23 protein-coding genes are annotated in these 23,453 nt (G+C 63.8%); 10 read left to right on the plus strand and 13 right to left on the minus strand.

Annotated features, from left to right (window positions below):
• Positions 1–15: 15 nt before the first annotated feature.
• The gene (mutL, locus tag G9C82_RS09900) at positions 16–2,169 is read right to left on the minus strand and encodes a DNA mismatch repair endonuclease MutL (protein WP_127014004.1); all 2,154 of its coding nucleotides are present in this window, start codon (positions 2,167–2,169) and stop codon (positions 16–18) included.
• Between the two features lie 135 nt (positions 2,170–2,304).
• Between mutL and G9C82_RS09905 the strand changes: the two genes are divergently transcribed.
• Positions 2,305–2,448, plus strand: a complete 144-nt coding sequence (locus G9C82_RS09905; RefSeq protein ID WP_004590504.1) for a hypothetical protein — start codon at positions 2,305–2,307, stop codon at positions 2,446–2,448.
• A gap of 107 nt (positions 2,449–2,555) precedes the next feature.
• Positions 2,556–3,824, plus strand: a complete 1,269-nt coding sequence (locus tag G9C82_RS09910; protein ID WP_127014005.1) for an HAD family hydrolase — start codon at positions 2,556–2,558, stop codon at positions 3,822–3,824.
• A 9-nt stretch (positions 3,825–3,833) separates the two neighbouring features.
• Here G9C82_RS09910 and G9C82_RS09915 read toward each other — a convergent pair whose 3' ends face one another.
• Positions 3,834–4,691 (minus strand): hypothetical protein, encoded by an 858-nt coding sequence (locus tag G9C82_RS09915; RefSeq protein ID WP_127014006.1) that lies wholly within the window; start codon positions 4,689–4,691, stop codon positions 3,834–3,836.
• Positions 4,692–4,905: 214 nt separating this feature from the next.
• Between G9C82_RS09915 and G9C82_RS09920 the strand changes: the two genes are divergently transcribed.
• On the plus strand, positions 4,906–5,412 hold the full coding sequence (locus G9C82_RS09920; protein ID WP_127014007.1) for a hypothetical protein: 507 nt from the start codon (positions 4,906–4,908) through the stop codon (positions 5,410–5,412).
• A gap of 63 nt (positions 5,413–5,475) precedes the next feature.
• Positions 5,476–5,676, plus strand: coding sequence for a hypothetical protein (locus tag G9C82_RS09925; RefSeq protein WP_004959541.1), 201 nt, complete (start codon positions 5,476–5,478; stop codon positions 5,674–5,676).
• On the opposite strand, the gene G9C82_RS09930 is transcribed toward G9C82_RS09925, so the two are convergent.
• From G9C82_RS09930 to mutS, 9 genes are all read right to left on the minus strand, one after another.
• Entirely contained in the window at positions 5,677–6,126 is a 450-nt protein-coding gene (locus tag G9C82_RS09930) for a hypothetical protein (RefSeq protein ID WP_121302246.1), read from the minus strand. It abuts the gene before it with no gap.
• Positions 6,127–6,204: 78 nt separating this feature from the next.
• Entirely contained in the window at positions 6,205–6,516 is a 312-nt protein-coding gene (locus G9C82_RS09935; protein WP_004959533.1) for a hypothetical protein, read from the minus strand.
• 1 nt (position 6,517) lies between these two features.
• Entirely contained in the window at positions 6,518–6,889 is a 372-nt protein-coding gene (locus G9C82_RS09940; protein ID WP_049919129.1) for a winged helix-turn-helix domain-containing protein, read from the minus strand.
• 362 nt (positions 6,890–7,251) lie between these two features.
• A complete protein-coding gene (locus G9C82_RS09945) occupies positions 7,252–8,436 on the minus strand; it encodes an outer membrane lipoprotein carrier protein LolA (RefSeq protein WP_127014008.1) in 1,185 nt (394 codons plus the stop codon).
• A 61-nt stretch (positions 8,437–8,497) separates the two neighbouring features.
• Positions 8,498–9,337, minus strand: coding sequence for an outer membrane lipoprotein carrier protein LolA (locus G9C82_RS09950; protein ID WP_127014009.1), 840 nt, complete (start codon positions 9,335–9,337; stop codon positions 8,498–8,500).
• Between the two features lie 107 nt (positions 9,338–9,444).
• Positions 9,445–10,290 (minus strand): ABC transporter permease, encoded by an 846-nt coding sequence (locus G9C82_RS09955; protein WP_127014010.1) that lies wholly within the window; start codon positions 10,288–10,290, stop codon positions 9,445–9,447.
• A gap of 19 nt (positions 10,291–10,309) precedes the next feature.
• Positions 10,310–11,326 carry an ABC transporter ATP-binding protein gene (locus G9C82_RS09960; RefSeq protein ID WP_127014011.1) on the minus strand — a complete coding sequence of 339 codons (1,017 nt, stop codon included), beginning with the start codon at positions 11,324–11,326 and terminating at the stop codon, positions 10,310–10,312.
• 94 nt (positions 11,327–11,420) lie between these two features.
• Positions 11,421–13,361 carry an ATP-binding protein gene (locus G9C82_RS09965; protein ID WP_121302249.1) on the minus strand — a complete coding sequence of 647 codons (1,941 nt, stop codon included), beginning with the start codon at positions 13,359–13,361 and terminating at the stop codon, positions 11,421–11,423.
• Between the two features lie 74 nt (positions 13,362–13,435).
• Positions 13,436–16,201 (minus strand): DNA mismatch repair protein MutS, encoded by a 2,766-nt coding sequence (mutS, locus tag G9C82_RS09970; protein ID WP_127014012.1) that lies wholly within the window; start codon positions 16,199–16,201, stop codon positions 13,436–13,438.
• A gap of 105 nt (positions 16,202–16,306) precedes the next feature.
• Between mutS and G9C82_RS09975 the strand changes: the two genes are divergently transcribed.
• Positions 16,307–16,699, plus strand: coding sequence for a nuclear transport factor 2 family protein (locus G9C82_RS09975; RefSeq protein WP_127014013.1), 393 nt, complete (start codon positions 16,307–16,309; stop codon positions 16,697–16,699).
• A gap of 7 nt (positions 16,700–16,706) precedes the next feature.
• Here the strand turns inward: G9C82_RS09975 and G9C82_RS09980 are convergent, their stop codons facing one another.
• Both G9C82_RS09980 and hisA read right to left on the minus strand, forming a co-directional pair.
• Positions 16,707–17,309, minus strand: coding sequence for a class I SAM-dependent methyltransferase (locus tag G9C82_RS09980; RefSeq protein WP_127014014.1), 603 nt, complete (start codon positions 17,307–17,309; stop codon positions 16,707–16,709).
• Between the two features lie 46 nt (positions 17,310–17,355).
• Entirely contained in the window at positions 17,356–18,096 is a 741-nt protein-coding gene (gene hisA, locus G9C82_RS09985; protein WP_007189468.1) for a 1-(5-phosphoribosyl)-5-[(5-phosphoribosylamino)methylideneamino]imidazole-4-carboxamide isomerase, read from the minus strand.
• Positions 18,097–18,206: 110 nt separating this feature from the next.
• Between hisA and G9C82_RS09990 the strand changes: the two genes are divergently transcribed.
• The 5 genes from G9C82_RS09990 (at position 18,207) to G9C82_RS10010 (ending at position 23,408) form a co-directional block, all read left to right on the plus strand.
• Entirely contained in the window at positions 18,207–19,079 is an 873-nt protein-coding gene (locus tag G9C82_RS09990) for a hypothetical protein (protein ID WP_127014015.1), read from the plus strand.
• Between the two features lie 152 nt (positions 19,080–19,231).
• Entirely contained in the window at positions 19,232–20,395 is a 1,164-nt protein-coding gene (locus G9C82_RS09995) for an inorganic phosphate transporter (protein ID WP_007189467.1), read from the plus strand.
• Between the two features lie 162 nt (positions 20,396–20,557).
• Positions 20,558–21,766: an inorganic phosphate transporter gene (locus G9C82_RS10000; RefSeq protein WP_004959489.1), complete on the plus strand. Its 1,209-nt coding sequence runs from the start codon at positions 20,558–20,560 to the stop codon at positions 21,764–21,766.
• A 124-nt stretch (positions 21,767–21,890) separates the two neighbouring features.
• Positions 21,891–22,280 carry a ferredoxin Fer1 gene (gene fer1, locus G9C82_RS10005; RefSeq protein WP_004959486.1) on the plus strand — a complete coding sequence of 130 codons (390 nt, stop codon included), beginning with the start codon at positions 21,891–21,893 and terminating at the stop codon, positions 22,278–22,280.
• A gap of 102 nt (positions 22,281–22,382) precedes the next feature.
• Positions 22,383–23,408 (plus strand): A24 family peptidase, encoded by a 1,026-nt coding sequence (locus tag G9C82_RS10010; RefSeq protein WP_127014016.1) that lies wholly within the window; start codon positions 22,383–22,385, stop codon positions 23,406–23,408.
• The last annotated feature ends 45 nt before the right edge of the window (positions 23,409–23,453 follow it).

The following is a 23,453-nucleotide window of genomic DNA, read 5'->3' on the forward strand; positions in this document are numbered from 1 at the left end:
GGCCGTCCTCCCTCGCTATCGCCGGCGACCGCCGTGCCCGGGGTAATCACGCTCGAACCTGTCTTCGAGTTCCTGCCGGTCGATGTGAATGACCGTCGGTCGCCCATGGGGACACGCGTAGGGGTTCTCACAGTCGTCCAGTGCGGCGAGTAGCTCCCGGACGGAGCCCTCGGTCAGCGACGTGTTCCCGGTCACCGAGGGGTAACACGCCAGGTCGCCGAGCAGTTCGTCGGCCGCCGCTTCGACCGTTGCCGCCGCTTCGTCGTCGCCGGCGACGAACGCACCGAGTACGTCCCTGACGATGTCCGGCCCGGCCGCGTCGGCGATGACGCCCGGGAGGGTCCGGACTTCGACGCTGCGCTCACCTGTGCGCGCCGTGTGGAACCCCAGACTCGCCAGCGCGTCGCTACGTCGGTCGAATACCTCGGCTTCGCGCGCAGTCAGTTCGAGTTCGACCGGGTTAGCAAGTGCCTGCGTCGTCGTTTCGCCTTCGAACTTAGCCTTGAGCCGCTCGTAGTTGACCCGCTCATCGGCCGCGTGCTGGTCGACCAGCACGAGGCCGTCATCTGTCTCCGCGACGACGTAGGTGTCGGCTAACTGTCCGAGAATCCGCATCGAAGGCAGCGATTCGTGGGTCGCCTCCGGGTCGTCGCCGAGACGTGCCTGCTCCTGACCGCCGGTAAACTTCCGTTCCCCGCGCTCCGCCGCTGTCTGGCCCGCCGCGGACGCGCCGGGGCGTTCACCGTCACTATCTCCACCCGAAACGCTACCCCCTGTCTGACCAGTCCCGGATTCGCCCGACGTACCGTCCGTCCTCCCGGTTTCAGAGGATGGCTTCGTGTCGGCTGATTGAATTGATGGGGCTGTGTCGGATGACTCGCGGTTCCCTGTCTCCGTCTGGGTACCGTCCGGTCGGGCTGTGGGCGCAGTATCTGGCTCCTGTGCTGGTGCCTCAGCACTGCTTTCCGTTGCGGTGGTGTCCGTCTGTCCCGACGTTGTTGCGTCGTCTATGGCATCCCGGCCGTTCGGGGCTGCCCGCTCGCCTCCGCTATCGGTCGCTCCGTCCGATTCCGGCGTTATCTCTGTCTGCTCCGGTGCTGACCGGCCACGCGGTGCTGTCGAGCGTAGTAGCCCCTCACGCAACAGCGCGTCCTCGACTGCAGTCCGGACCTGTTCGCGAACGCCTTCGTCGTCAGCGAAGCGGACCTCCATTTTCCGGGGATGGACATTCACGTCCACGTCGCCCGCGGGAACGTCCAGAAAGAGGACGGCGAAGGGGTAGCGGTCCGGCGCGATCTGGGTACCGTAGGCGTCGATAACGGCGTCCCGGACAGTTCCGGCCCTGACGTAGCGACCGTTGACGTACGTCGAGAGGTACTCGCGGCCAGCGCGGTTCGTCTCGGGGTGGGAGACGAGGCCGTGGACGCCGTCGAGCGGTCCATCTGGGAAACTGTCCATCTCGTCGCCGCTCCCTGTTGCCTCCGAGCCTGCACCGACCGAAATCATCGACTCGGCGACTTCCCGGCCGTAGACCGACATCACTGTCTCGCGCAAATCGCCCTGGCCGGTCGTCGAGAACGTCTCGCGGTCGCCGTGGGTCAGCGAGACGGCCACGTCCGGGTTAGCCAGCGCGTAGCTGGCGACGACGGTGTTGACGTGTGCGAACTCCGTCGACTCTTGTTTGAGGTACTTCCGGCGGGCTGGGACGTTATAGAAGAGGTCTTCTACCGCCATCGTTGTCCCCTCCGGACAGCCGGCGGGGCTGACTGACGTGACGTCACCGCCTTCGAGCACCAGTTCGGTTCCCACGTCGCCGCCGCGGGGTCTGGTCCGGATCGTCAGCCGTGAGACAGCCCCGATTGCGTGCAGGGCCTCGCCGCGGAACCCGAGTGTGCCCACGCCACCCTCCAGATCTGCAATGTCGCGGATTTTCGACGTGGTGTGTTCCTCGACGGCCGTTTCGACGGCTTCTCGGTCCATCCCGATGCCGTCGTCCGTGACGCGAATCCCGTCGGTTCCGCCAGCTTCCACAACCACGTCGACCCGGCTCGCGTCGGCGTCGATGGCGTTCTCGACCAGTTCCTTGACGACGGAGGCCGGCCGCTCGACCACCTCACCGGCCGCGATGCGTTCGACGGTCTGGTCGTCGAGTCGCTGGATGTCGGTCATACGTGCCTCCGCATGTGATTGCGACCAGCTAACGGGCGGAGCGACTTGATACTGTCTGCCCTCGCCTGCGTGTATCAGCCAACTCATGAAAATAGTTAACACAACACAGTCCTGAGCCTCGCATGGTGACGACCCATGTGCCACCACAGAGAACGCTCCTGGACCGAAGCGACGGCGGACGACGAGGCAACTGACGAGGACGAGGAGGAGCTGCCATCCTTCCTCAACGAGGAGGCGACCGAAACCGAGGTGCTGACGGACGGCGGCGACGAGGCGTAGGCAGCGGCGCATCCGTCGCGGTGTTGGCAAACCAGCCGTTTTTTGTCGTGTGTGAGGACCACAAACCCGATAGCTAAAGTACGCTCGCCGTCAGTCGCCACTATCCTGTGGACCTCGACATGGAACAATACGACCAACTTTACCGTCTCTACAAGAGCGTAGACACGACGACGCTGCGTGGCTATCAGGAGTTCGTCGACCTGTTTCCCCCGCTCCGCTCGACCGTTGCGCTGGAACAGTGGGAAACCGCCAGTGACCGCCTCAACGCCCTCAAATCGGATATCACTGACGAGTTTCCCGGAACCGGCGAGACCTACGCGGAAATCGCGGCCCGGCTGACCCGCGACGAGGCTTTCACCGCACTCGACCTCTACTCGAAGTACGACCGGTCGGTGAACGTGCTCGTGCTGGATGTCGATGAGACGCTCCGGTCGGCTGGCGACACCGACAACGAAATCCCCCGCGATACGCTGTATCTCCTGACGCAGTTTCACGAAGCAGGAATCCCTATCGTCGTCTGTACCGGCCAGACCTTGGAGAACGTCAAGGGGTTCATGATTCAGGGGCTGGGCAACGACCTCGTCTCCTCCGGGCAGATGAGCATCGTTTACGAGTCTGGTAACGGCGTGTTCACACCCAAACACGGCGAGGACACGAAGCGACTCCTGTACGAACGCCTCGACGGCGCGGTCGTGGATGTGTTCGAAACGGTCCGTCGGCGGGTCCTCTCGGAGGCCCCTGACGCCGTTGGCAAGCGCTGTCATCTTCAGGGCAACGAGTTCAACGTCACGCTGAAACCCAACGCCGAAGTCGGCAGCGACAACGCCGTCGAAATAATCGACGAATCGCTGTGCTACCTCTGTGGCCTCGTCGGCGACGCCATCGCCGCACAGGTTGACGCCGAGGTTGACGACCCTGCAGGCTACGCACGGGCCTACTTCAGCCGCGACCCGGAGATTCTGGACGTGCTGGCGGCGGGCGGTCTATCGACCGACGCCGACATCGAGGACGCGCCCGAGGCGTTCCGCGACATCCTCGAACGCGTCGACCTGGGCTACTACGAGGGCGATGCGGCCGAACTCGTCAGCCTCGAACTGGACAAGTCAGCCGGCGTTGAGGAGGCCTTCGACGTGCTGGGAATCGACGACCCGTTCGCGCTCGTGATGGGCGACAGCAAGAGCGACCTGCGGGTGATGCGCTGGACCGACGAGAACGACGCCGGTATCGCCGCCGCCCCCGCGCATTCCTCGCCCGACGTGCTCGACCACGTCAGCGCCAGGGATAATCTGGTGTACGAGGCCGGCGACGCCAGCACGGTGCTGCGGACTATCTACGGTATCAGCCTCGTCGAGCAACTGGACGAGCAGGGCGAGTGAGCCACCTCCCTACGTATTGACCACACTGTCGCCGCTGCGGTGCTGCTCGGGCCACTCGCCGGCAGTGGGGCACTGCGGGTCGATGTCAGCGACGAACCGCATCGTCGTGATATTGAGTACGAGCCCTAGAAACCCGCCGCCCACGATTCCGATGAGGAGGCCGACCGCAGAGACGTTGACGACAACGGCGGTCGCCACCGCTGAGACGAGCAAAACGAGTCCCAGATAGCCGACTGTGTAGGAGAGATACGGCCCGCCGTCGACAGCCAGTTGGTACGAGCCTCTGGCCGCTGCCACAAACCCAGTCCGGCGCAGGACAACCAGATACGGCGTGGCCCAGAACAGATACCCGGCAGCTACGAACGCTGGAATCAAAAGGAACACAGCGCCGACTATCGCGCCCCCCTCACCGAGGCTCCCGAAGCCAAGCAGCCCCAGTGCCAGTGGGACGAGAATAACATATGGGAGGGCAGTTATCACCAGAAACGGGACAAAGTATGCTAGCACGCTCATCGCGAAGCCCTCGTGGCGACCGAGGAGTTCTGCCGCGATAGTTCCGAAGTAACCCGCACTCAGACCGGCACGTAGCACTAGTACTCCCGGTATGACAACCACCGCAAGCGGGGCCGACAGTGGGAGGCCAACATTTGCCGTGACACCGCTACCGGGCAGACTCACAAACTGCCAGATGGTCACAACGGACGCAGGGACGCCGAACTTAATGCCGATGTGCGCCCCGTCGTAGGTGAGTACTTGCCGGATACTATCCGTCTGCATGACCGCCAGCAGTATCGGGACCAGGATTAGCGATATGTGGTCGCCCGCTTTCTTCCAGCCATCGGCAAGTCGAGCGGTGAACGTCGGCATCAGTTGCGTTCCCCCGCTAGCGTCGGGTGTTCGCTTGGCACTGATCGTGACACATGACGTGCCACCGATTCGAGGCGTCGCTGTGCGGTTGTCGTGCGATTGGTGGAGGGCATCGGCTCAGATGTCTGTACACGATATAATATGCGTTCTGGTGGGGCCGCTCTGGCGTCTCGCGCCACCCAACAGTTAGGCCGCCGCCGACCGAACTGCCCCCATGAGTCTCGATACCGTGTTCGGGCAGGTGCCGGACCCGCAGTCGTACTCCTTCCCGGATTACGCGCTCCCGCAGGGTGACCCTGTCAAACCCATCGCGCTGACCGACGACGAACTGACGGCGCTGCTCGACCTGTACGACGCGTTCAGTGGGGTGGACCCGACGGGGATGGACTCGAACCCGTTCCTGCGGGCGACGAGCGAGTTCCTCCAGCAGACGCTCGGTGCGCCGCTCACTCGGCCCGACGAGCAACTGAACGACGATATTGCCGGTCTGCTCAACGACTTTTCGGACGATCTGGGCGGGCAATCGATGGGTGTCGTCGACGCGACGCCGGCCCACCACCGGACGCTGTACTTCTTCCTGACCAGTTGCAAGGCGTACCACACCGCGCCGCACCTGCAGTTCGACCCCGACCCGGCCGCCGTCGAGACGCTGTATGCCGTCTACGAGCGCGTCACCGAGCAGGCGTTCTACCTCAAGCGGCCCAAGAGCGTCCTGGAGTGACTGCCAGGTGCGCCCGGCTGACGCTCCGGTCCGTTTATCGGGGAGCGAGCTAAACTGCCGCCAATGACAACCGACCAGCCCGAAATCCCGGTCGTGTGTGAGGCCTGTGGGACGCGGACATCGGTCGCGTTCGAGGATGTCGAGGACGCCGTCGCGCGCCACAACGAGCAACTTCACGACGGTGATCCGGTCGCTGAGGTCGACCCCGACGTACTGGAAGAACTTGCTGACCGCCTCGCGAAGGATATCGGCTTGCTGGAATAATCAGTCGTCCAGCGGGAGTCGCTCGTAGGCCTCTCGATCAGCGCTGGCAGCAAGCGTCCGCGGCCGCAGTCGGCAGACGTTCTTCACGGTTCGCGGGCCGAGCACGCGGGGCGAGACGAACCGCGGTCGCCCCGGTGCAGTTCCGGGGCCGTCGCCCAGTGCGAGTACTGCGCCGTTGAGGTCAGCGAGCGGGATACACGCCAGGTCGCCGTTCACTGATTCAAACTGGACGTGGGTCGTGTCGCCGGGCATCGCCGCCGCCTCCAGTAGGTCGAACACAGCGACGCCGGTGTACTCCCGTTCGATCCGGTCGCCGGAGGCACACTCGAACGCGACTGGGCCGCGGACGACCTCGAACGAGAGCCGTTCGGCTGCCACGTCCCAGGGGAGCAGCAGTGGGTCAGCCCCGTCGATACGGACCGTCGGCCGCCCCTCCGGCGTTTGCGCCATAATTATGCCTTCCGACCGGATGGACTTGAGATATTCGGCGTTAGATTGCGTGGCACACCAAGCGGCCCAGCGGGGCACTCACTCCCGGGAGTGGAGCGAGTACGCGATAAAGAGGACGCCGACGAACTGGAAGGCGCGCGTGACGAGTGTCAGCGGTTGCTGGAACTGACTGGAGAGCAGGCCCTGGCGAAGGAGGACTGAGCCGGTGAACGCGACGACGAAGGCTACCGCCGTGAGACAGAACAGTCCGACCGAGAGGTACTGCATCGTGCGGCTGTTGTGCCGGCGATACCCCCGATAGGCTTGGTAGCCGACGTACCCACCCAGTACAGTCGAGCCAAACGCCAGGGCAGTGATGAGCCAGTTCATGAGCGTCTCTATGGCGACCATGTCAGAGATTCTCCCACATTTTTGTGAATCGGTCCGCGGTGTCCTGTTCGTCCTGTCCCGGGAACGCCGGCGGTTCGGTCCGCTCGATTTCGGTTTCGAAGTCACCCTCAGCAAGCGCCAGCGAGAACTCCGAGAGCGTGGCAGCGAACACGCTGTAGTCGTTGCCGCCCGTCTCTATCTGGGTCTGCTCCTCGATGAGGCCGTACTCCTGAAGCCACTCGACCCGTCTGTACACGGTCGGTTGTGACATCTCACACTGGTCGGCGAGCTGTTTCGCGGACATGGGTTTGACACTCGCTGCTGCGAGGATATCCCGGGCGTACTCGTCACTGAGCAGGTCGAGGATGTCGCCCACGGCCGGGTCCTCACTCACGTACTTGACCAACGTCCCGTCCCCGAATAAAAGGTCCTGTCAGTTTCCGAGTCAGAAGTCAGTCACGGTAGAGAAGGGCGCAGTGTCAGCGGGGACCGGGGCAATCAGGGCATTCCTTCGGGCGAAGGTGGGGCGAGGAGGGGGACCAGTTTGCAGGCGGCCCGGCCCACATTCCTTCCCGGGGTGGCAGCCCGGGGAACCATAGGGCGGTGTGGCGGACAGACAGCGGCCGTCGCCGGAGGGCGCTGGTGGCACGGTGTTGTCAGGGCCGCTGCACTCGAAGTAAGGAGGGGTTCCATCATATAACGTGCAGTCGAACTTCTGACCCAGAAAACGGCGGCTTGATATGCCAGTGTGGCTGTTCACTCGCCGCTGGGACAGCCGACTGACTGACCGATTGTGATGAGTCGGTCCGCGGACACGCCCTCACCGCGAATCGTGTACCGGTAGCGTTCGCAACTCCACGACACTGATGTTGTCAGCCCGTAGCTGACCTGTGCTGGCTGTCCGTCGATTGTTACCCCTTCGCTGGCGTTGTCCCCGACACCCGGCCGGTCGTACTTGGCAACAGTGATCAGACTGGTCCGGTTCATGTAGCGGAGGCCGACGCTGTGGACCCGTCCCCGTGTCTGGGTCGCATAGGTCAGTTCGTATCCCGGCGGAATGTCGGGCTCCGGAACCTGGACCTCGGTGTCGGCTTTGAGCGCACCGACCGACTCGTAGGTCTGTCGTTCCGGCGTCTCCGGGACCTCGACAGTCGTATTGTCCGGGAAGCTGGGGGTAAACACGTCTTCAGACACACCGGTGTCGTAGGTGACGTCCGTGTACGTCGTTGTCACGACTGTGCGCTCACCGTCGGCTGTCCACGTAGTGCGCTTTTTGACCGGGAAAAACTGTTCCGTGTCTACCCATATGGTCTGCTCGTAGGTCGCTGTGTCGTCTTTCGGTGCCACGTGGATGACGTACACTTCACGCCCATCGAGTGATTCAGTACCGCGGTAGCTGACGGTCATTGACCTGGCAGATTCGGTCGGCCGTTGCTCGCCGCGGGGAACGACGGGTAGCGGCTCAACTGACTGTGAGTCGGTCGCCGCGTCGGCCGCCGTGGCCATGTTGAGGCTCGCAAACAGGCGCTGGAGCCGCTTCCCTCGGTCTGACCCGGGGCTGCTGAGAGAGATACGTGTCGCCTTCGCGCGGCGCTGGTCGTACAGCCACAGTGCCGACCCGTTCGACACCCGGAGGTCGTATCGCTCAACGGTGCTGTTGACGACTGCCAGCCGTTTCTTTTCGGTCCCCGGCTGGAGCACGGTGTCGTAGGTCGTCCGACTTGCGACCGTCCCATTCCGGGTAATCGTCGTCGTCTGTGTCGCGTTGACGCCATCTATCGACTCGTAGCGTTGCTGCACGTCCGCATCGATCTGCGGCTGATCGGCGGTCCCGGTACTCGCGAATGCGAGCGACCATATCGAAACAGCAAGCACACCAACGATGACCACTGTCGCAATGGTGAGCACCAGTCGTTCCGATGTGAGGTGTCGAGTGACCATATCTCGGGTTACCAGGCGCAGGGGACTGTTCGGCGGCGTTCAATCTGTCTGAGCGACAATATTATGTAGCACATAACTGGCAGCGCAAGTAAAACCTCCTATCTGTTGGTTCTGGAACGCTGACAGTTGTGTCGTCCGGGACGTCGGGGGAAAACACGTCACTGGACACACCAGTGTCGTACGTGACGTTCGCGTACCTTGTTGTCACAACTGTGTACTTTCCATCTGCTGTCCAGACAGTCCGCTTTTTTGTCGGGAAGAACCGCTGTGTTTCGACCCAGACTGTTTGCTCGTATGCTTTTGTCTCATTTCTCGGCGTCACATGAATGACATACGCCTCACGTCCGTCAACTGGTTCCGTGCCCCGGTAGCTGACGGTCATCTCCTCGGTTGAGTTGACCGGCCGCTGTTCGCCTCGGGGGACAACAGGCAGTGGTTCAACCGGCCGCGGGTCTGTTGTCGCCCCGTCAAGTTTCGTGAACAGACGCTGTAGCCGCTCACCTCTGACAGACTCAGGCTCGGAGAGAGGAACTCGTGTCGCACTCTCACGACTGTCGTTATACAGCCATAGCGTTGACCCGTCCGATATCCGTACGGTACCCGCCTGTGACGTACTATTGACAGGGACGAGCCGTTTTTTCTGCGTGCCCGGTTGGAGCGTAGCGTGGTAGGTCGTCCGACTCGCGACCGTCCCGTTCTGTGAGACGATCGTCGTCTGTGTCGCGTTGACGCCATCTATCGACTCGTAGCGTTGCTGCACGTTTGCATCGATCTGGAGTTGGTCGGCGGTATCGCCGCTCGTGAGCATAAGCGACCACGCCGAAATAGTTAGGACACCAATAACGAGGACTGTCGCGATGGCAGGGACAAGTTGCTCCGTTGAGAAGTGTCGAGTGACCATAGCTGGAGTACGAGGCAGGGACTTTCTGGCGCTGTATGTACAGTCTGAGCGACAGTGTTACGTATCAAATTAGTGGCAACATAAGTAAAACCACCTGTCTCCTTCAGTCAGTAGTCACCGAGTACACCGAGCTGTCTGGCCCGTCGAGTCGTGTACTGAAACACGACATACCCCAGCAGTACATAGCCGGCCGGGACACCGATGAGGAGGCCTAGATCGGTAGCGGAGAACTGCCAGACCCGGGTCCCGTCGACCATCGCTCGCTGGAGGAGCGCGCTCCCGTGGGCCAGCGGCAGGACCCGCGTCCAGCCGAGTTCGAACACGGGCGCGGAGATGAGAATAATGAATCCGAACTGGAGCAGATTGAGCCAGTTCCCGATGCGCTTGTACAGCACCGCGACGCCGCCGGCAGCGAACCCCAGACCCAGTACCGACGCGATGGTCAGCGACGCGACGACGACCACAGTCAGGACGTTCAACTGGAGTGTCGTCCCGGTAATCGCAAGCATCACCGCCAGCACCACGGTCGAGGTAATGAACGTCCGTACGACTTTCGCGACGCCCTTGCAGAACGCAACCGGCGCGAAGCCAAACGGCGTCATGACGTGCCGTTCGAGCGTTCCCCACTGGGCCTCGCTCCCGATGTCGTTCGAGATTGACTGGTACGCGCCGACGGAAAGCGACCACAGGAAGTAGCCGACGATGATGCCCTCGATAGAATCCGTTACCGCCTGCCCGGCAAGCATCCGACCGCCGTAGAACAGCAGACCGAAAAAGAACACCGAGATGACGATGCCGCCGACGGCGTTAGCCGGATAGCGGACGAAGATGAGGTACTCGCGGTACAGCACCGCTCGCGCGAGGTCAAGATAGCCCGCCTGCATGGCGGCACTGATAGTCTGGGCACTGGCACCGTCACTGTCGTCCGCGTGCGTGTCGGCGCTTGCAGTCATCGTCCTGGCCCCGCCTCTCTCATCGTCCTTGACCCGTGATTTCGACGAACACGTCTTCCAGATCCGGTTCAACCGTACCGACGGCTGAAAGCGTCACGTCATGGTTCCGGCACAGGGCCAGCAGGCGATAGAACCCGTCGCTGTCGGTCGCTACCTCGACGCGCCGGCCCCGCTCGGTGCTCGTCACCTCGACCACCTCGAAGCGCTCCCGGATGATCGCAAGCAGACCATCGGTGATGTCGGGACTGGTGACGGCGAACGCGTTCGCGGTGAACTGGTCGAGCACGGCCGGCACGCTGTCGTCGGCGATAATCTCTCCTTCGTTCATGATGATGACCCGGTCACAGACGTCTTCGATGACATCCATGTCGTGGCTGCTAACGACAGCCGTGAGGTCGCGCTCGTCGACAATTCGGCGCAGTTCCCGTCGCAGCGTCAGCGAGCTTTCGACGTCGAGTCCCAGCGTCGGTTCGTCGAGAAACACCAGGTCGGACTCGCTGGCCAGCACACTTGCCAGCGACACCTTCTGTTTCATCCCGCGGGAGAGGTCTCGAACCGGCACGTCGGCCTTTTCGAGGAGGTCGAGTTTCGCCAGCAGTCGCTCGTGCCGGTCGGCGACGGCATCCGGCTTGACGCCCTTGATGGTCGAAAAATAGCGCAGGTTCTCCCGGACAGTCAGCCGCCAGTAGTCGTTTCGCGCCCCTTCGAGCATCCCGTCGACGTGGCGGTAGGCTGCCCGCGGGTGCTCGCTCATGTCGATACCCTGGACCCGAACGCGCCCCGAATCTGGCAACACCAGCCCGAGAATCGATTTTATCGTCGTCGTCTTGCCCGCACCGTTGGGGCCCAGCAGGCCGACGACCGTCCCCTGCTCGATGCGAAACGACACGTCGTTGACGGCCGTCACCGCGTCCGCACCGCTACCGAACTGCTTTGACAACCCCTCGACGGCGAGTGCGGGCGTCGCTCCGTCCTTCGCTGTGGACGGTTGCTCGGCGGCCCGCGAGCCCTGCCGCGGAGGGCGCTGGGATGACATAACCCATACTGAGGGCTTCAGAACCAAAAGGCCAGCCACGCCCCGCGGTGGTCTGTCGATGTCGCTGTCCCGTACCGGTGTCTTTCTGGCCTGTTCAGGCAGGTTCGAGGCCTGTCACCTCAAACCGCGCGCCGCCGGCCTCGCTCTCGGTGGCTGTGACCGTCCACCCGTGGACCTCGGCGAGCCGCTGAACGATTTTGAGTCCGAACCCGGTCCCGTTCTCGCCGGTCGAGTAGCCCTCTTCGAACACCTGCTCGCGGTCGTCCTCCGGGATGCCCGGTCCGTCGTCGGCGACGTAGAACCCGTTTCGGTCCGTGTCTTTGATGACACCGACTCGCACAGTTGCGCTCCCGTCACTGTGGTCGGTGTCGTCGTCAGCCGGCGCCTGAGCGCCTGTAGACCCATGTTCAACACTGTTCCGAAGGAGGTTCGCTAACAGCCGCCGGAGTTTTGCCGTATCTGCCTGAACCTGACGGTCGCCTTCGACGACGAGCGTCGCCTGATCACTCTCGACGCTTTGCCAGCACTCTTCAACGATGCCGGTAAGCGCAACGGATTCGAGGTCAGTCGCCGTTTCGCCGGCGCGTGCAAACGCCAAGAGGTCGTCTATCAGCGCTCGCATTCGCTCATGGGCACGCGACACCTTGTCGAGTGCGTCGCTGTCGTATTCTGCTCTGGCCAGTTCCAGATTCCCCTCCGCGACAGTCAGTGGGTTTCGGAGGTCGTGGCTGACGATGCTTGTGAACTCGTCGAGGCGCTCGTTCTGGCGTTCCAACTGCTGTTCGTACGCCTTGCGCTGGGAGATATCCCGGCCGATACCCACGGTCCCGACGGGCGCCCCATCAGCATCAGTCAGCTGTGTTCCGGCAAACTCGTACGGAATCCGCTCTCCATCGGCAGTCAGAATCTCCGCTTCGACAGTTACCCGGCCGCTGGCCCGCGTTTTCTCTACCGCCGCGGCGACCGTCTCGTGCTCGTCGGCGGGGAAGAATTCAGAGACGGACATCTCGTCGATCTCGTCGTCGCTGTATCCCGTGACTTCGGGGATGCGCTCGTTCCATCGCTGAAGACTGCCGTCCGTGCCGATAACATAGAACAGGTCATACAGGGTATTCAGCGCCTGATCGATGAAATCGCGCTCCTCGCGAAGCTGACGGTCACGGTCGAGACGGTTAAGCGCCGCCGTCGCGTGGACTGAGAGCGTCCGCGCGAGCGTGACATCTGTGTCATCGAATGCACCTATCTCGCATGATCCGATGAGGAGGACACCATGGTCACCGAGCGGAAGGATGAGTTCGCTCTGGATGTCCGTGTCCGGATTATACCGGTCCGGACTTGACGCGACATCGTTGTGAACCCGCGTTTCGCCGGTTTCGAAGGCCTGCCATGCGAGGCCATCTCCGGGCTCGAAGACCGGCGGCATCCCGATGAGCTCTTCTACCTGATTGGTCCATGCGGCCGGATACAGACCGTCGCCGTCGGCGAAGTGAACCGCGTTGGCCGGCATATTGAGGATCGTCCGAGCCGCGTCCACGGTGACCTGCGCAACCGCATCAGCAGTCGTGGCTCGCATGAACGCCCTGGCGGTGGAGTGTAGCTCCTCGATAGCACGCTCTCGGCGTGTACTCTGTGTGGGTTCGATATCGTCGGCTGTCCGTTCGACGGCGTTGACGACGGTGTGTGCGAGTCGTGCGTACGGTTCCGCGCCGCCGTCAGCCCGGAGGTACTCGGTGACACCGGCGGAAATCGCGTCACTGGCGGCTGCTTCATTTCCCTCGGTGGTGAACAGAACGAACGGCATGTCCGGCGATTGCTTGCGGACCGCATCGAGGAACTCGACGCCGGTCTGTCCCGGCAGGTCGTAGCCGGCGATGACACAGTCGAACGTACCCTCATCGAGTCGCTTGAGGCCGTCGGCAACGTTCGTCTCCGTCTCGACCGTGATACCACAGTGCGCCTGTTTCAGCGCACCTGTGGCCGCTTCGACGACAGCCGGGTCGTCGTCGACGTGGAGAACGTAAATCCGGTCGCTCATTGCCTTCTAGCAGTGACAACTCCCGTATACACCTTCCGCCGTGAATATCTTCGCTGAAAATCGGGCGCTGTCTGCTACTCGTCGTCCAGTTCGGCCTGCCACTCCTGTACTTTCGCCATCAGTTCGACCGGCGGCGTCTCGTTGACATCCAGTTCTGTTAGTTCCGAGAGGACGGCCTCGGTCTCAGAATCGAGCGACGCTGCCCTCTCGTCGCCTTCGGGGCCTTCAGCCGCGGCCTCGCCGGGCGCGTGTTCGGGGTCGCCGTCGGTCGCAACCGGCTCAGCCGTGGAACCGGCTGCTGCGCCCCCGGACTGGGCCGCGCCGTCCCTGAACTGCCCCGAATCTAGGTCGAAGACGGCCTGTGTCGTTCCGCTGTCGCTCTGCTCGCTGCCGCGAATCTCGATAGCCTTGTCGTCGCGCAGTCGGTCGAGCACCGCCTGTGAGCGGTCGACGACTGGCTCTGGGACGCCGGCGAGGTCGGCGACGTGGACGCCGTAGGAGCGGTCGGTCGGGCCGTCCCGGACCGTTCGGAGGAACGTCACGTCGCCGTCGCTGCCCGCAGACCGGGGCTCGCCGTCGACCGCGACGTGGACGTTTTCGACAGTCGGCAGTTCCTCGCCCAGCGCCGTCAGCTCGTGGTAGTGAGTCGCAAACAGCGTCTTCGACTGAATGGAGTTAACGATGTACTCCGTCGCCGCCCAGGCGATTGAAATACCGTCGAAGGTAGCGGTCCCGCGGCCGACCTCGTCCAGAATCACGAGTGATTCTTCGGTGGCCGAGTGGAGGATGTTCGATAGCTCCTGCATCTCGACCATGAACGTCGAACGGCCCTGTGCAAGTTCGTCAAGCGCGCCGACACGGGTGAAGATGCCGTCCACCAGTCCAACCGTCGCCGACCGCGCCGGTACGAAACTGCCCACCTGCGCGAGCAGCGTGATGAGCGCAGCCTGGCGCATGTACGTCGACTTCCCGCTCATGTTCGGCCCGGTGACGATGAGGAACTGCCGGTCGTCGTCCATGTAGAGGTCGTTCGGCACGAACTCGGTGGTCTGCTCGACGACCGGGTGGCGGCCGGCCTCGATGGACAGTTCGTTGCCGTCGACGACCGCTGGTCGGGTCCAGTCGTTCTCGACGGCGTGGACCGCCAGTGACGCAAAGGCGTCGAGTTCCGCCAGCGTCCGGCCCACGTCCTGCAGTAGCGTCGCGCGCTGGGCCACGCGCTCCCGAAGTTCCTGGAAGCGCTCATACTCCATGTCGTGGCGGCGCTCCTCCAAGCGTAACACGTCCCGTTCTTTCTCGTCGAGTTCGGGCGTCGTGTAGCGTTTGGAGTTTTTCAGCGTCTTGATGTGCTGGTACTTGTCCGGGACGGCGTCGGTCTCGCTCTTCCCGACCTGGATGTAGTAGCCGTCGGTCTTGTTCCGGTCGACCGAGAGATGGGTGATGCCGGTCCGCTCCTTCTCGCGGTCCGGCAGCGTTTCCAGCCACTCCAGCGCGGCCTCGTGCTCGTCGATGATTTTGTCGAGGTCGTCGTCGTGTCCTCGCTTGAACAGGCCGCCCTGGCGGACTGTCCCCGGCGGGTCCGCGACCAGTGCGCTGTCCAACTCGGCGGCTAGCGAATCGGCAGCCTCGCGGTCAGCTCCGTCGAGCGCGTCGGCAAGCGGCGACTCGGCCAGCCGCTCGGTCTCGGTCACGGCGTCGGCGACCTGCCCCAACAGTGCCAGCGTTTCCTGAACTGCTCGCAGGTCCCGCGCGTCGGCGCTCCCCGACGTGGCCCGTGCGGCCAGCCGTTCGAGGTCGTAGGCGTCCGACAGCGTCTCTCGAATCCGCTCGCGGGCCATCGCCGCCTCCGACAGCGCCGCCACGCAGGACTGCCGGCGCTGGAGTTCGGTCCGGTTTCGTCGGGGCCGCTGGAGCCACTGCTGGAGCAGCCGCCCGCCGGCGGCCGTGACCGTGTGGTCGATTGTGTCGAACAGCGACCCAGAGCTATCGCCCTGCATGGTCTCTGTGAGTTCGAGGTTGCGCTGGGTCGTCGCGTCGAGGTCGACGTGGTCGCGCTCGCCGTACGCTTGCAGGCGCGTGACCGCCGCCAGCGTCCCGACGCCGGTGTCCTCGACGTAGGACAGCACTGCGCCGGCGGCCCGGACTGCTACGTTCTGGTCACCGATGCCGACGCTGTCGACCGTCTCGCTCCCGAACTGCTCGCGGACAGTGTGGCTCGCCCGCCCCGGCTCGAACGATGCTGAATCGTGGAGCGTCAGCGCCGCGTCCGTCCGCTCGCGCAGGCGGTCAAGAAATTCGTCGTCGTTCCGGAGCTCCGGGCCGGGGAGAATCTCGGCCGGCCCGAACGTGTACAGTTCCGTCAGCGCCTCGCCCGCGTCGGCGTCGTCGAGCTGTGTGACCTGAAACTGGCCCGTGGTCACGTCCGTCGCGGCGATACCGTAGGTGTCACCGCCGTCTCGGCTGGCCTCCCGAACCACCGCGGCGAGGTACTGCGCCGACTCGTCGCCGGTCTCCAGATGCGTTCCGGGCGTAACGACCCGCGTTATTTCGCGAGCGTGGCCGTTCTCGGTCTCGTGCTGGTCGGCGATGGCGACCCGGTAGCCCCGCTCGACCAGCGCGGAGACGTACGGCGTCAGGTCGTCGACTGGAACCCCCGCCATCGGGTACGACGAGCCATGCGAGGACTTCTGGCTCACCTTCAGGTCGAGTTCGTCGGCGACGATTTCGGCGTCTTCGGCGAAAAACTCGTAGAAGTCGCCACACTGCATCGCCAGCAGGTCCGCGTCGGTCCCCTCCTTGAGCGTGAGGAACTCCCCGACGATTCCCGTCGCCTCTGTCATACACGTCCGTGTGGCCGTCCGCGGCGTAAGGATTGCGGGTCGGGAGAGCGTGGTCGCGGCCGCCGGGCGTGGCCAGTGAAGGGGCCACAGGCCGTAGGGCCGAGTATGAACGCAGCAGAGACTATCGCGGCCTACTACGCCGCGCTCCGGGCCGGCGAGCCGCTCGGCCCCTTTTTCGCCGATGACGCAGACCGCTCGGTGGTCAAGTTCGGAATCTCCGAACAATTGGTCGGGACCGACGCCATTAGAACGGGACTGCAGGACCAGACCGAGACGACGGCCGACTGGACTGTCGAGAGCCATGCGCTCCGGGTGACAGAACGCCAGGGCTACGCGTGGTTCAGCGACGACGTGGAACTGTGCTGGACTGACACGGAGACGGGAACGCGACACGCGTACGAGACCCGCTGGAACGGGACGCTGGTGGCCACAGACGGGGCCCGCCCGTGGCAGTTCGTCGGGATGCACGTCAGCACTGCCGACGAGTTGGGGGAGTAGTGAGTTGCTACGCGTTGGCGAGCGTGGCGAAGACGAACTCGCTATCGCTCCCGAGGGGGTCCGTCGCAGTGACGGTCTCCGTGTCGGTGAAGCCGGCGTCGGCCAACTGGTCGAGCGTCGCCCGCCGACCCGGCGCTGAGAAGAACATCGACCCGCCCATCCAGCCGCGACGGACGGTCTCGAACTGGCCGCTCGGCAGCGTCATCAACACAGTGCCGCCCGGCCGGAGGACGCGGGCGAACTCCCGGTAGACTTCCGGGTGCTGGTCTCGCTGGACGTGAAAGACGGCGTGGTAGGCCGTGACGGCGTCCACGCTGTCGGTCGCAACCGGAAGCGCCGTCATGTCACCCTGCACGAGCCGGCTGTCCGGCACTGTCTCGGCGGCGAGGTTCAGACCCGCACGCGAGAAGTCCAGACCGACGCTGTTCGGCGGGAGGTTCGCAAGCGTCCGCGCGCCGTCACCACAGCCTACGTCGAGAACTGTCGGCGCTTCGGGGAGCCGTTCGAGCAAGTCCTCAAGCAGGGCTGCGTCCGACCCGGTCGGGTCGCGCCGTTCGGCGTAGGTCTCGGAGACACTGTCCCACGCGCGGCGAACCTCATTGCGGTCCATACGTCTTGTGAGGGCGCCACACGGTTATGCGTTCAGCCGGCCCGGGTTATTCCGATGACTCGCCGAGCGCGTCAATCGCCGCATCGAGCGTGAACTGTCCCTCGTAGAGGGCGCTGCCGACGACGACGGCGGCGGCCCCCGCTGACCGGAGCGCCAGCACGTCATCGATGGTCGCGACGCCGCCGCTGGCGATGACGGGGATATCGACGCTATCGACCAGACGACGAACTGGGTCCGTTCGCACCCCGTCGAGCTGTCCCTCCACGTCCACGTCGGTAAACAGGATGCCGCCGGCCCCCAGGTCGGCGTACCGCTCGGCGGCGTCGGCGGGGTCCAGACCGGTCCCCTCGGTCCAGCCCGACACCACGACCTCACCGTCCTTCGCGTCGAGGCTCACGAGGACACTGCCGGGGTGTTCGTCGCTGATTTCGCCGACGATTTCCGGCGTCTCGACGGCCGCTGTGCCGAGGATGACGCGGTCCAGCCCGCGGTCAAGCAGCGACACGGCGTCCTCGGCGGTCCGGATACCGCCACCGAGTTGCACGTCCACGTCGGCTCCCACCGCGTCGAGGACGGCGTCGATGGCTGCCGCGTTCTGTCGCTCGCCCTCGAACGCGCCGTCGAGGTCGACGAGATGGAGCGTCCGCGCCCCGGCGTCCACCCACCGCTGTGCGGCCTCGACCGGGTCGCCGTAGGTTTTCTCGGTGCCGCGTTCGCCGCCGACCAACTGGACCACCTGTCCGTCCTGCATGTCGACCGCGGGAACGACCTCGAACTCGGGGTACATGGCCGGTGGTCCGGTGGCAGCCGTCGAAAGCGTGTCGGTCCGAGACGTACGGGCGGCTGTCTGACCCAGTGTACCCCCATGCTTTTACGCTGTGATAGGAAAGGTCAGCTATGGTTATGGCAACATTCGTCCTCACACCGCTCGCCCGTCGGCTCGAAGCAGTCATGTTCGGGCGATACGAGCGCGAGTACCGACTGTTTGAACAGGCCGTGCTGGTCGTCGCTGTCGGGCTGGCGCTGGCCTGGGGACTGGCCGCGTTCGGTGTTCTACCGCTCAGTGCCGGGACGGAATCAATGCTTGCGACCGCTGCGAGCATCGCCATTTCGGCGTTCGTCGTTGTTGGTCTGTTACAGTTCCTCGTCCTTGCAAACGTCCTCGAGCGGACAAACGAGGATGTCGCTACCAAGGCCGCTGAACTCGAAGAGGCAGCCGAGCAACTGGAGACGACCGCCGAAGAACTGGAAACGACCGCTGACGAGGTCGAAAACGCCGCTGAAACGGTCGACGAGGCAGCCGAAGACGTCGAGCAGACAGCGGACGAAGTCGAGCAGACGGCCGACGAGGTGGAACAGACTGCGGGCGAAGTGGAAGAAACCGTCGACGAAGTCGAACAGACAGCCGAAGAGGTCGAGCAGACGGCCGACGAAGTCGAACAGACTGCGACCGAGACCGGCGACGAGGACGCCGCCGAGAAGGTGACCGAAGTCAAAGACAAGACGACCGAGGTCAAGGACAAGACAACGGAAGTCAAAGACAAGACGACTGAGGTCAAGGACAAGGCGACGGAAGCGAAAGACAAGACGACTGAAGTGAAAGACAAGACGACCGAGGTCAAGGACAAGACCAGCGACGCGAAACAGACCGCTGAATCAGTCACCGACGAGGTCGAAGCGGCCAAGGAGACGGCGAGCGAGGTCGAGGAGACAGCGTCGGAAGTCGAAGAGACGGTGCCGGCTGACAACGGCGATGACGACCGCGACTGAGCGGCTGTGACGGCAGGCCATCGACTGGATGGTGGATGGTCGTACGGGATGCTCTGCGGTCTGTGATGACGAACCATTCCGACTCGAACCGTCTGACTCCGAGAGCGGTCACGAACGGTATTATTTAGACCCGTCAGGGTTTGCTGTTGGACATGGTCTCGATTCTCTTTGCTATCGGGCTTCTGGTTGCCATTTTCGTCGGTTTCAATATCGGTGGGTCATCGACCGGTGTCGCCTTTGGTCCGGCAGTGGGGTCGGACACGCTCTCGAAGGAGTGGGCCGCCGTCCTGATGTCGGCGTTCGCACTCCTCGGCGGGGCAACCATCGGAACGGAGGTCATCGATACGATGGGCGGTCGCATCGTCCCGAGCGGACAGTTTACTCTCATCGCGAGCGTTACCATTCTCTTTTTTGTTGGGCTCGCCCTGCTGGTCTCGAACCTCTTCGGGGTGCCGGCCTCGACCTCGATGACTGCCGTCGGTGCTATTGCCGGCCTCGGCGTTGCGACCGGCACTATCGACTGGACCGTGATGGGGCGTATCGTCTCGTGGTGGCTCGTCGCGCCTATCACTGCGTTCTGGCTGTCAGCAGTCGTTGGACGCTATCTCTACCCACATCTCGAAGTCAGGATAGCCTTCGAGAGCAAGGGGCCGGGAACGACGCGGCGTGAGCGGGTCGGGCAGTTTCTGGTCGTCGCTATCGGCTGTTATATGGCGTTTGCGGCGGGGGCGTCGAACGTCGCGAACGCCGTTGCACCCCTTGTCGGGAGCGGTGAGCTGGGCCTCTACCCGGGCGTTGCGCTCGCCGGTGGCGCTATCAGCATCGGTGCGTTCACTATCGCTCGCCGGACGCTCGATACGGTCGGGAATGACCTCACCGAACTTCCGATTCTTGCGGCGCTCATCGTCGAGACGGTGAGTGCGACAATCATCGGGTTGCTATCCTGGGCTGGCATCCCGGCGAGTCTGGCGGTCTCAGCGACGATGTGCGTCGTCGGCCTGGGGTGGGGTCGGGCTACCCGAACGACGTCACTGGCTGACGCAGCGGGCGCGGCCGTCACCGGTGCCGCCGCTGGCGGTGGAGGCGGGACCGTCACCGTCGACGCGCTGACGACCGACCGCGATGAAGCCGCGTGGTCGCCCCCGGGAGAGCGCGAAGTCCAACCGATCGGCCAGGAAGACCCGGAGTCAGTAACCTCGGCGGCAGACCTCTTCGACCCGGCGGCGACTGGCCGGGTTGTCATGCTCTGGATACTGACACCGTCGATTTCTGCCGTTTCGTCGTTTCTGGTGTTCCAGTACGTTCTCGCCTACTGACTGTCGGCTGTCCCGAGCTCAGGATATTCACTCCCGGGGGTATCGACAGTTGTTACTGACGGACTACCGACAGTATGTGGCACCACTGGGTCACGTGACCCCGGTCGTATGATGTGCTGGCGAAGGCGGTACCCTTTACCTGACGACGACAGTTGGTAGCGTATGGTCGAAGTTCTCTTTGCCCTCGGTGTTCTGGTGGCTATCTTCGTCGGCTTCAATATCGGGGGGTCGTCCACGGGTGTCGCGTTCGGGCCTGCGGTCGGGTCGAACACGCTTTCAAAACTCTCGGCGGCGGCCCTGATGACGATATTTGCGATGGCCGGCGGGCTCATCGTCGGCCCAGCTGTCGTCCAGAGCCTGGGCAGTGACCTTGTCGCCACGCAGTTCTCGCCGCTGATCAGCATCGTTGTCCTGTTTTTCATCGGCGTCGCGCTGTTCCTCTCGAACGTGGTCGGGGTTCCGGCGTCGACATCGATGACGGCCGTTGGCGCTATCGCCGGGCTAGGCCTCGCCCGCGGGACATTGAACGCCGCCCTGATGCTCGAAATCGTCTCGTGGTGGCTTGTCTCGCCGATTATCGCCTTCTGGGTCAGCGGCGTCATCGGGCGGTACTTCTACCCGACACTCGTCGAGTGGTTCGCCGTCTCACAGAGCGAAGGAGCGCTGCTGGATTTCGATCGGTCCGGTTCGATTCCGCGGCCGGGGCTCGGCGAGAATACGACGCAACGTGAGTTCGTCGGGACCGTCGTCGTCATCGGTATCGGCTGTTACATGGGCTTCTCGGCGGGGGCGTCGAACGTCGCCAACGCTGTTGCGCCCCTCGTCGGCAACGGCTCACTGGAGTTGTACCCGGCTATTCTGCTCGGCGGCGGCGCTATCGGTCTCGGTGCGTTCACCATCGCTCGCCGGACGATGGACACGGTCGGCAACGACCTGACCGACCTCCCGCTGGTCGCTGCCATCGTCGTCGCGGCAGTCGCATCGACCATCGTCACCTTCCTCTCCGCGCTGGGTATCCCAGCGAGCTTCGTCATCATCGCCACGATGAGCATCGTCGGGCTCGGGTGGGGCCGTGCGACGCGAACGACGAGCCTCTCTGACACTGTGCAGGGCGAGGCACCCGTCGCATCCGTCGGTGCGCTGACCACCGACGCGGACGCCGCGGATGCGCCGACTGTCGGCGGCAAGAAAGGGACGCCGAAGCCGGCCGAGACCGAGCCCATCGGCGAGGAATCGCGCGAGGACATCCCGTCGGCGTCGGACCTGTTCGAGCCCGGCACGACTGCCAGAGTGATCTTCCTCCAGAACGTCGTCCCCTCGATTGCGACGCTCGCGGCGTATCTGGTGTTCCGGTTTCTGCCCATCGCCTGAGGGGTAATCGGCCCCGAACAGCCGTCGTAAATTCTCGATGAATCCCCGCGCCGTCCCTCATTATTTTGCACGGCCTAAAACGGAAGGGCAAAGTCTAACAGGGCGGGGTTCAAACAATCAGGTGATGCCCACGGTAGAGTACCTTAACTACGAAGTAGTGGACGATAACGGCTGGGACATGTACGACGACGACGTCTTCGGAGAGGCGTCGGATATGGACCTCGACGACGAGGACTACGGGTCCCTCGAGGTGAACGAAGGCGAGTACATCCTGGAAGCCGCCGAGGCACAGGGCTACGACTGGCCCTTCTCGTGCCGCGCCGGTGCCTGTGCGAACTGTGCCGCCATCGTTCTCGAAGGCGACATCGACATGGACATGCAGCAGATCCTCAGCGACGAGGAAGTCGAAGACAAGAACGTTCGCCTGACCTGTATCGGCAGCCCGGACGCCGACGAGGTCAAGATCGTCTACAACGCCAAGCATCTCGACTACCTGCAGAACCGCGTCATCTAACGCGGCTCCTGTAGCGCACTACGCTTTCTTCTCCCGGTAGCAACTGCTCAGGAGAACCGTCGTATCGGAACCATTAGGGGCACCCCTGTACTGCGTATAGCCGTGCTCGGGTCGATACCGGACCTGCTTCGACTGGTCGCCGTCCCGGTGTTCGGGTGGGCGGCCTACCGCGACGTGAAAACTCGCCGGGTGCCCAACCGGACCTGGACCCCACTTGCCGCGCTGGCGGTCGTCCTCCTGCTGTGGGACGCCTACACCGTCTGGACCGGCCCGACAGCGGTCGGCCAGCGGCTGTTTCTTATCAGGGTTGCAATCAGTCTCGGCTTCGTTATTCCGCTGTCGTACGGCTTCTGGCTCATCGGCGGCTTCGGCGGGGCCGATGCGAAGGCGTTCATGCTCATCGCCGTCCTCTTTCCCATCTATCCGGTGTACTACCTGCCCATGCCAAGCGTCGCGCTCCCGCTTCAGCAGACTGCTATCGGCGTCTTTTCGCTGACGGTACTTTCGAACACCGTGCTTGCCGGCGTCGTCTACCCGCTGGCTGTCGCCGCCGGAAACCTCGCCCGGGGGCGATTTTCGCTGGCGATGTTCATCGGGCGGCCCGTCGCCGTCCCCGATGTCACCGAAGAGTACGGCCGACTGCTCGAATCGCCCGACGGGTTCGACCGTGGCGGCCTCGACCTCGACGCGCTCCGGATGTACCTCCAGTGGCGCGGCTGCTCGCTCGCTGATATCCGTGCCGACCCAGCGCAGCATCGGCTTCCGACCTCCCTTCCGGCAGTCCCGAACGACCCCGGCGACGGGTCTCTGGCGACCGATGGCGGCGACTCGGCGTCCGGCGATGTGGCCGAACCGTCAGCGAACGACATCGGGGCCGATGGGATGGACTACCCCGACCAAATCGACGACCCATGGGGTGCCGAGCGGTTCCTTGACGATATCGACCACTCGGCCTACGGCACCTCACCCCAGCAGCTCCGTGATGGGCTGGACGTGCTGGTCGAACAGGACGAGGTGTGGATTTCGCCCGGGATTCCGTTCCTCGTCCCGATGTTCGCGGGGCTGGTCGTTTCACTCACTTACGGCGACGTGCTGTTCTCGCTGTTGCAGGCGGTCGGGCTGGCCTGACCGCTGACAGCAGAAGACCTATTTTGCGGACACACCTCGGCCCGA

The organism is Haloarcula sp. R1-2 (assembly GCF_011627385.1).
Taxonomy (GTDB): domain Archaea; phylum Halobacteriota; class Halobacteria; order Halobacteriales; family Haloarculaceae; genus Haloarcula; species Haloarcula marismortui.

Excerpts from the sequence above, each read along its gene's own strand:
- G9C82_RS09905 (WP_004590504.1), top strand. The coding sequence starts at position 2,305 with ATGTGCCACCACAGAGAACGCTCCTGGACCGAAGCGACGGCGGACGAC.
- G9C82_RS09915 (WP_127014006.1), bottom strand. The coding sequence starts at position 4,691 with ATGCCGACGTTCACCGCTCGACTTGCCGATGGCTGGAAGAAAGCGGGC.
- G9C82_RS09930 (WP_121302246.1), bottom strand. The coding sequence starts at position 6,126 with ATGGCGCAAACGCCGGAGGGGCGGCCGACGGTCCGTATCGACGGGGCT.
- G9C82_RS09960 (WP_127014011.1), bottom strand. The coding sequence starts at position 11,326 with ATGTCATCCCAGCGCCCTCCGCGGCAGGGCTCGCGGGCCGCCGAGCAA.
- G9C82_RS10000 (WP_004959489.1), top strand. The coding sequence starts at position 20,558 with ATGGTCGAAGTTCTCTTTGCCCTCGGTGTTCTGGTGGCTATCTTCGTC.
- G9C82_RS09950 (WP_127014009.1), bottom strand. The coding sequence starts at position 9,337 with ATGGTCACTCGACACTTCTCAACGGAGCAACTTGTCCCTGCCATCGCG.
- G9C82_RS09965 (WP_121302249.1), bottom strand. The coding sequence starts at position 13,361 with ATGAGCGACCGGATTTACGTTCTCCACGTCGACGACGACCCGGCTGTC.
- G9C82_RS09975 (WP_127014013.1), top strand. The coding sequence starts at position 16,307 with ATGAACGCAGCAGAGACTATCGCGGCCTACTACGCCGCGCTCCGGGCC.
- hisA (WP_007189468.1), bottom strand. The coding sequence starts at position 18,096 with ATGTACCCCGAGTTCGAGGTCGTTCCCGCGGTCGACATGCAGGACGGA.
- mutS (WP_127014012.1), bottom strand. The coding sequence starts at position 16,201 with ATGACAGAGGCGACGGGAATCGTCGGGGAGTTCCTCACGCTCAAGGAG.
- G9C82_RS09945 (WP_127014008.1), bottom strand. The coding sequence starts at position 8,436 with ATGGTCACTCGACACCTCACATCGGAACGACTGGTGCTCACCATTGCG.
- fer1 (WP_004959486.1), top strand. The coding sequence starts at position 21,891 with ATGCCCACGGTAGAGTACCTTAACTACGAAGTAGTGGACGATAACGGC.
- G9C82_RS09955 (WP_127014010.1), bottom strand. The coding sequence starts at position 10,290 with ATGACTGCAAGCGCCGACACGCACGCGGACGACAGTGACGGTGCCAGT.
- G9C82_RS09990 (WP_127014015.1), top strand. The coding sequence starts at position 18,207 with ATGGTTATGGCAACATTCGTCCTCACACCGCTCGCCCGTCGGCTCGAA.
- G9C82_RS09935 (WP_004959533.1), bottom strand. The coding sequence starts at position 6,516 with ATGGTCGCCATAGAGACGCTCATGAACTGGCTCATCACTGCCCTGGCG.
- G9C82_RS09920 (WP_127014007.1), top strand. The coding sequence starts at position 4,906 with ATGAGTCTCGATACCGTGTTCGGGCAGGTGCCGGACCCGCAGTCGTAC.
- G9C82_RS09980 (WP_127014014.1), bottom strand. The coding sequence starts at position 17,309 with ATGGACCGCAATGAGGTTCGCCGCGCGTGGGACAGTGTCTCCGAGACC.
- G9C82_RS09925 (WP_004959541.1), top strand. The coding sequence starts at position 5,476 with ATGACAACCGACCAGCCCGAAATCCCGGTCGTGTGTGAGGCCTGTGGG.
- mutL (WP_127014004.1), bottom strand. The coding sequence starts at position 2,169 with ATGACCGACATCCAGCGACTCGACGACCAGACCGTCGAACGCATCGCG.
- G9C82_RS09995 (WP_007189467.1), top strand. The coding sequence starts at position 19,232 with ATGGTCTCGATTCTCTTTGCTATCGGGCTTCTGGTTGCCATTTTCGTC.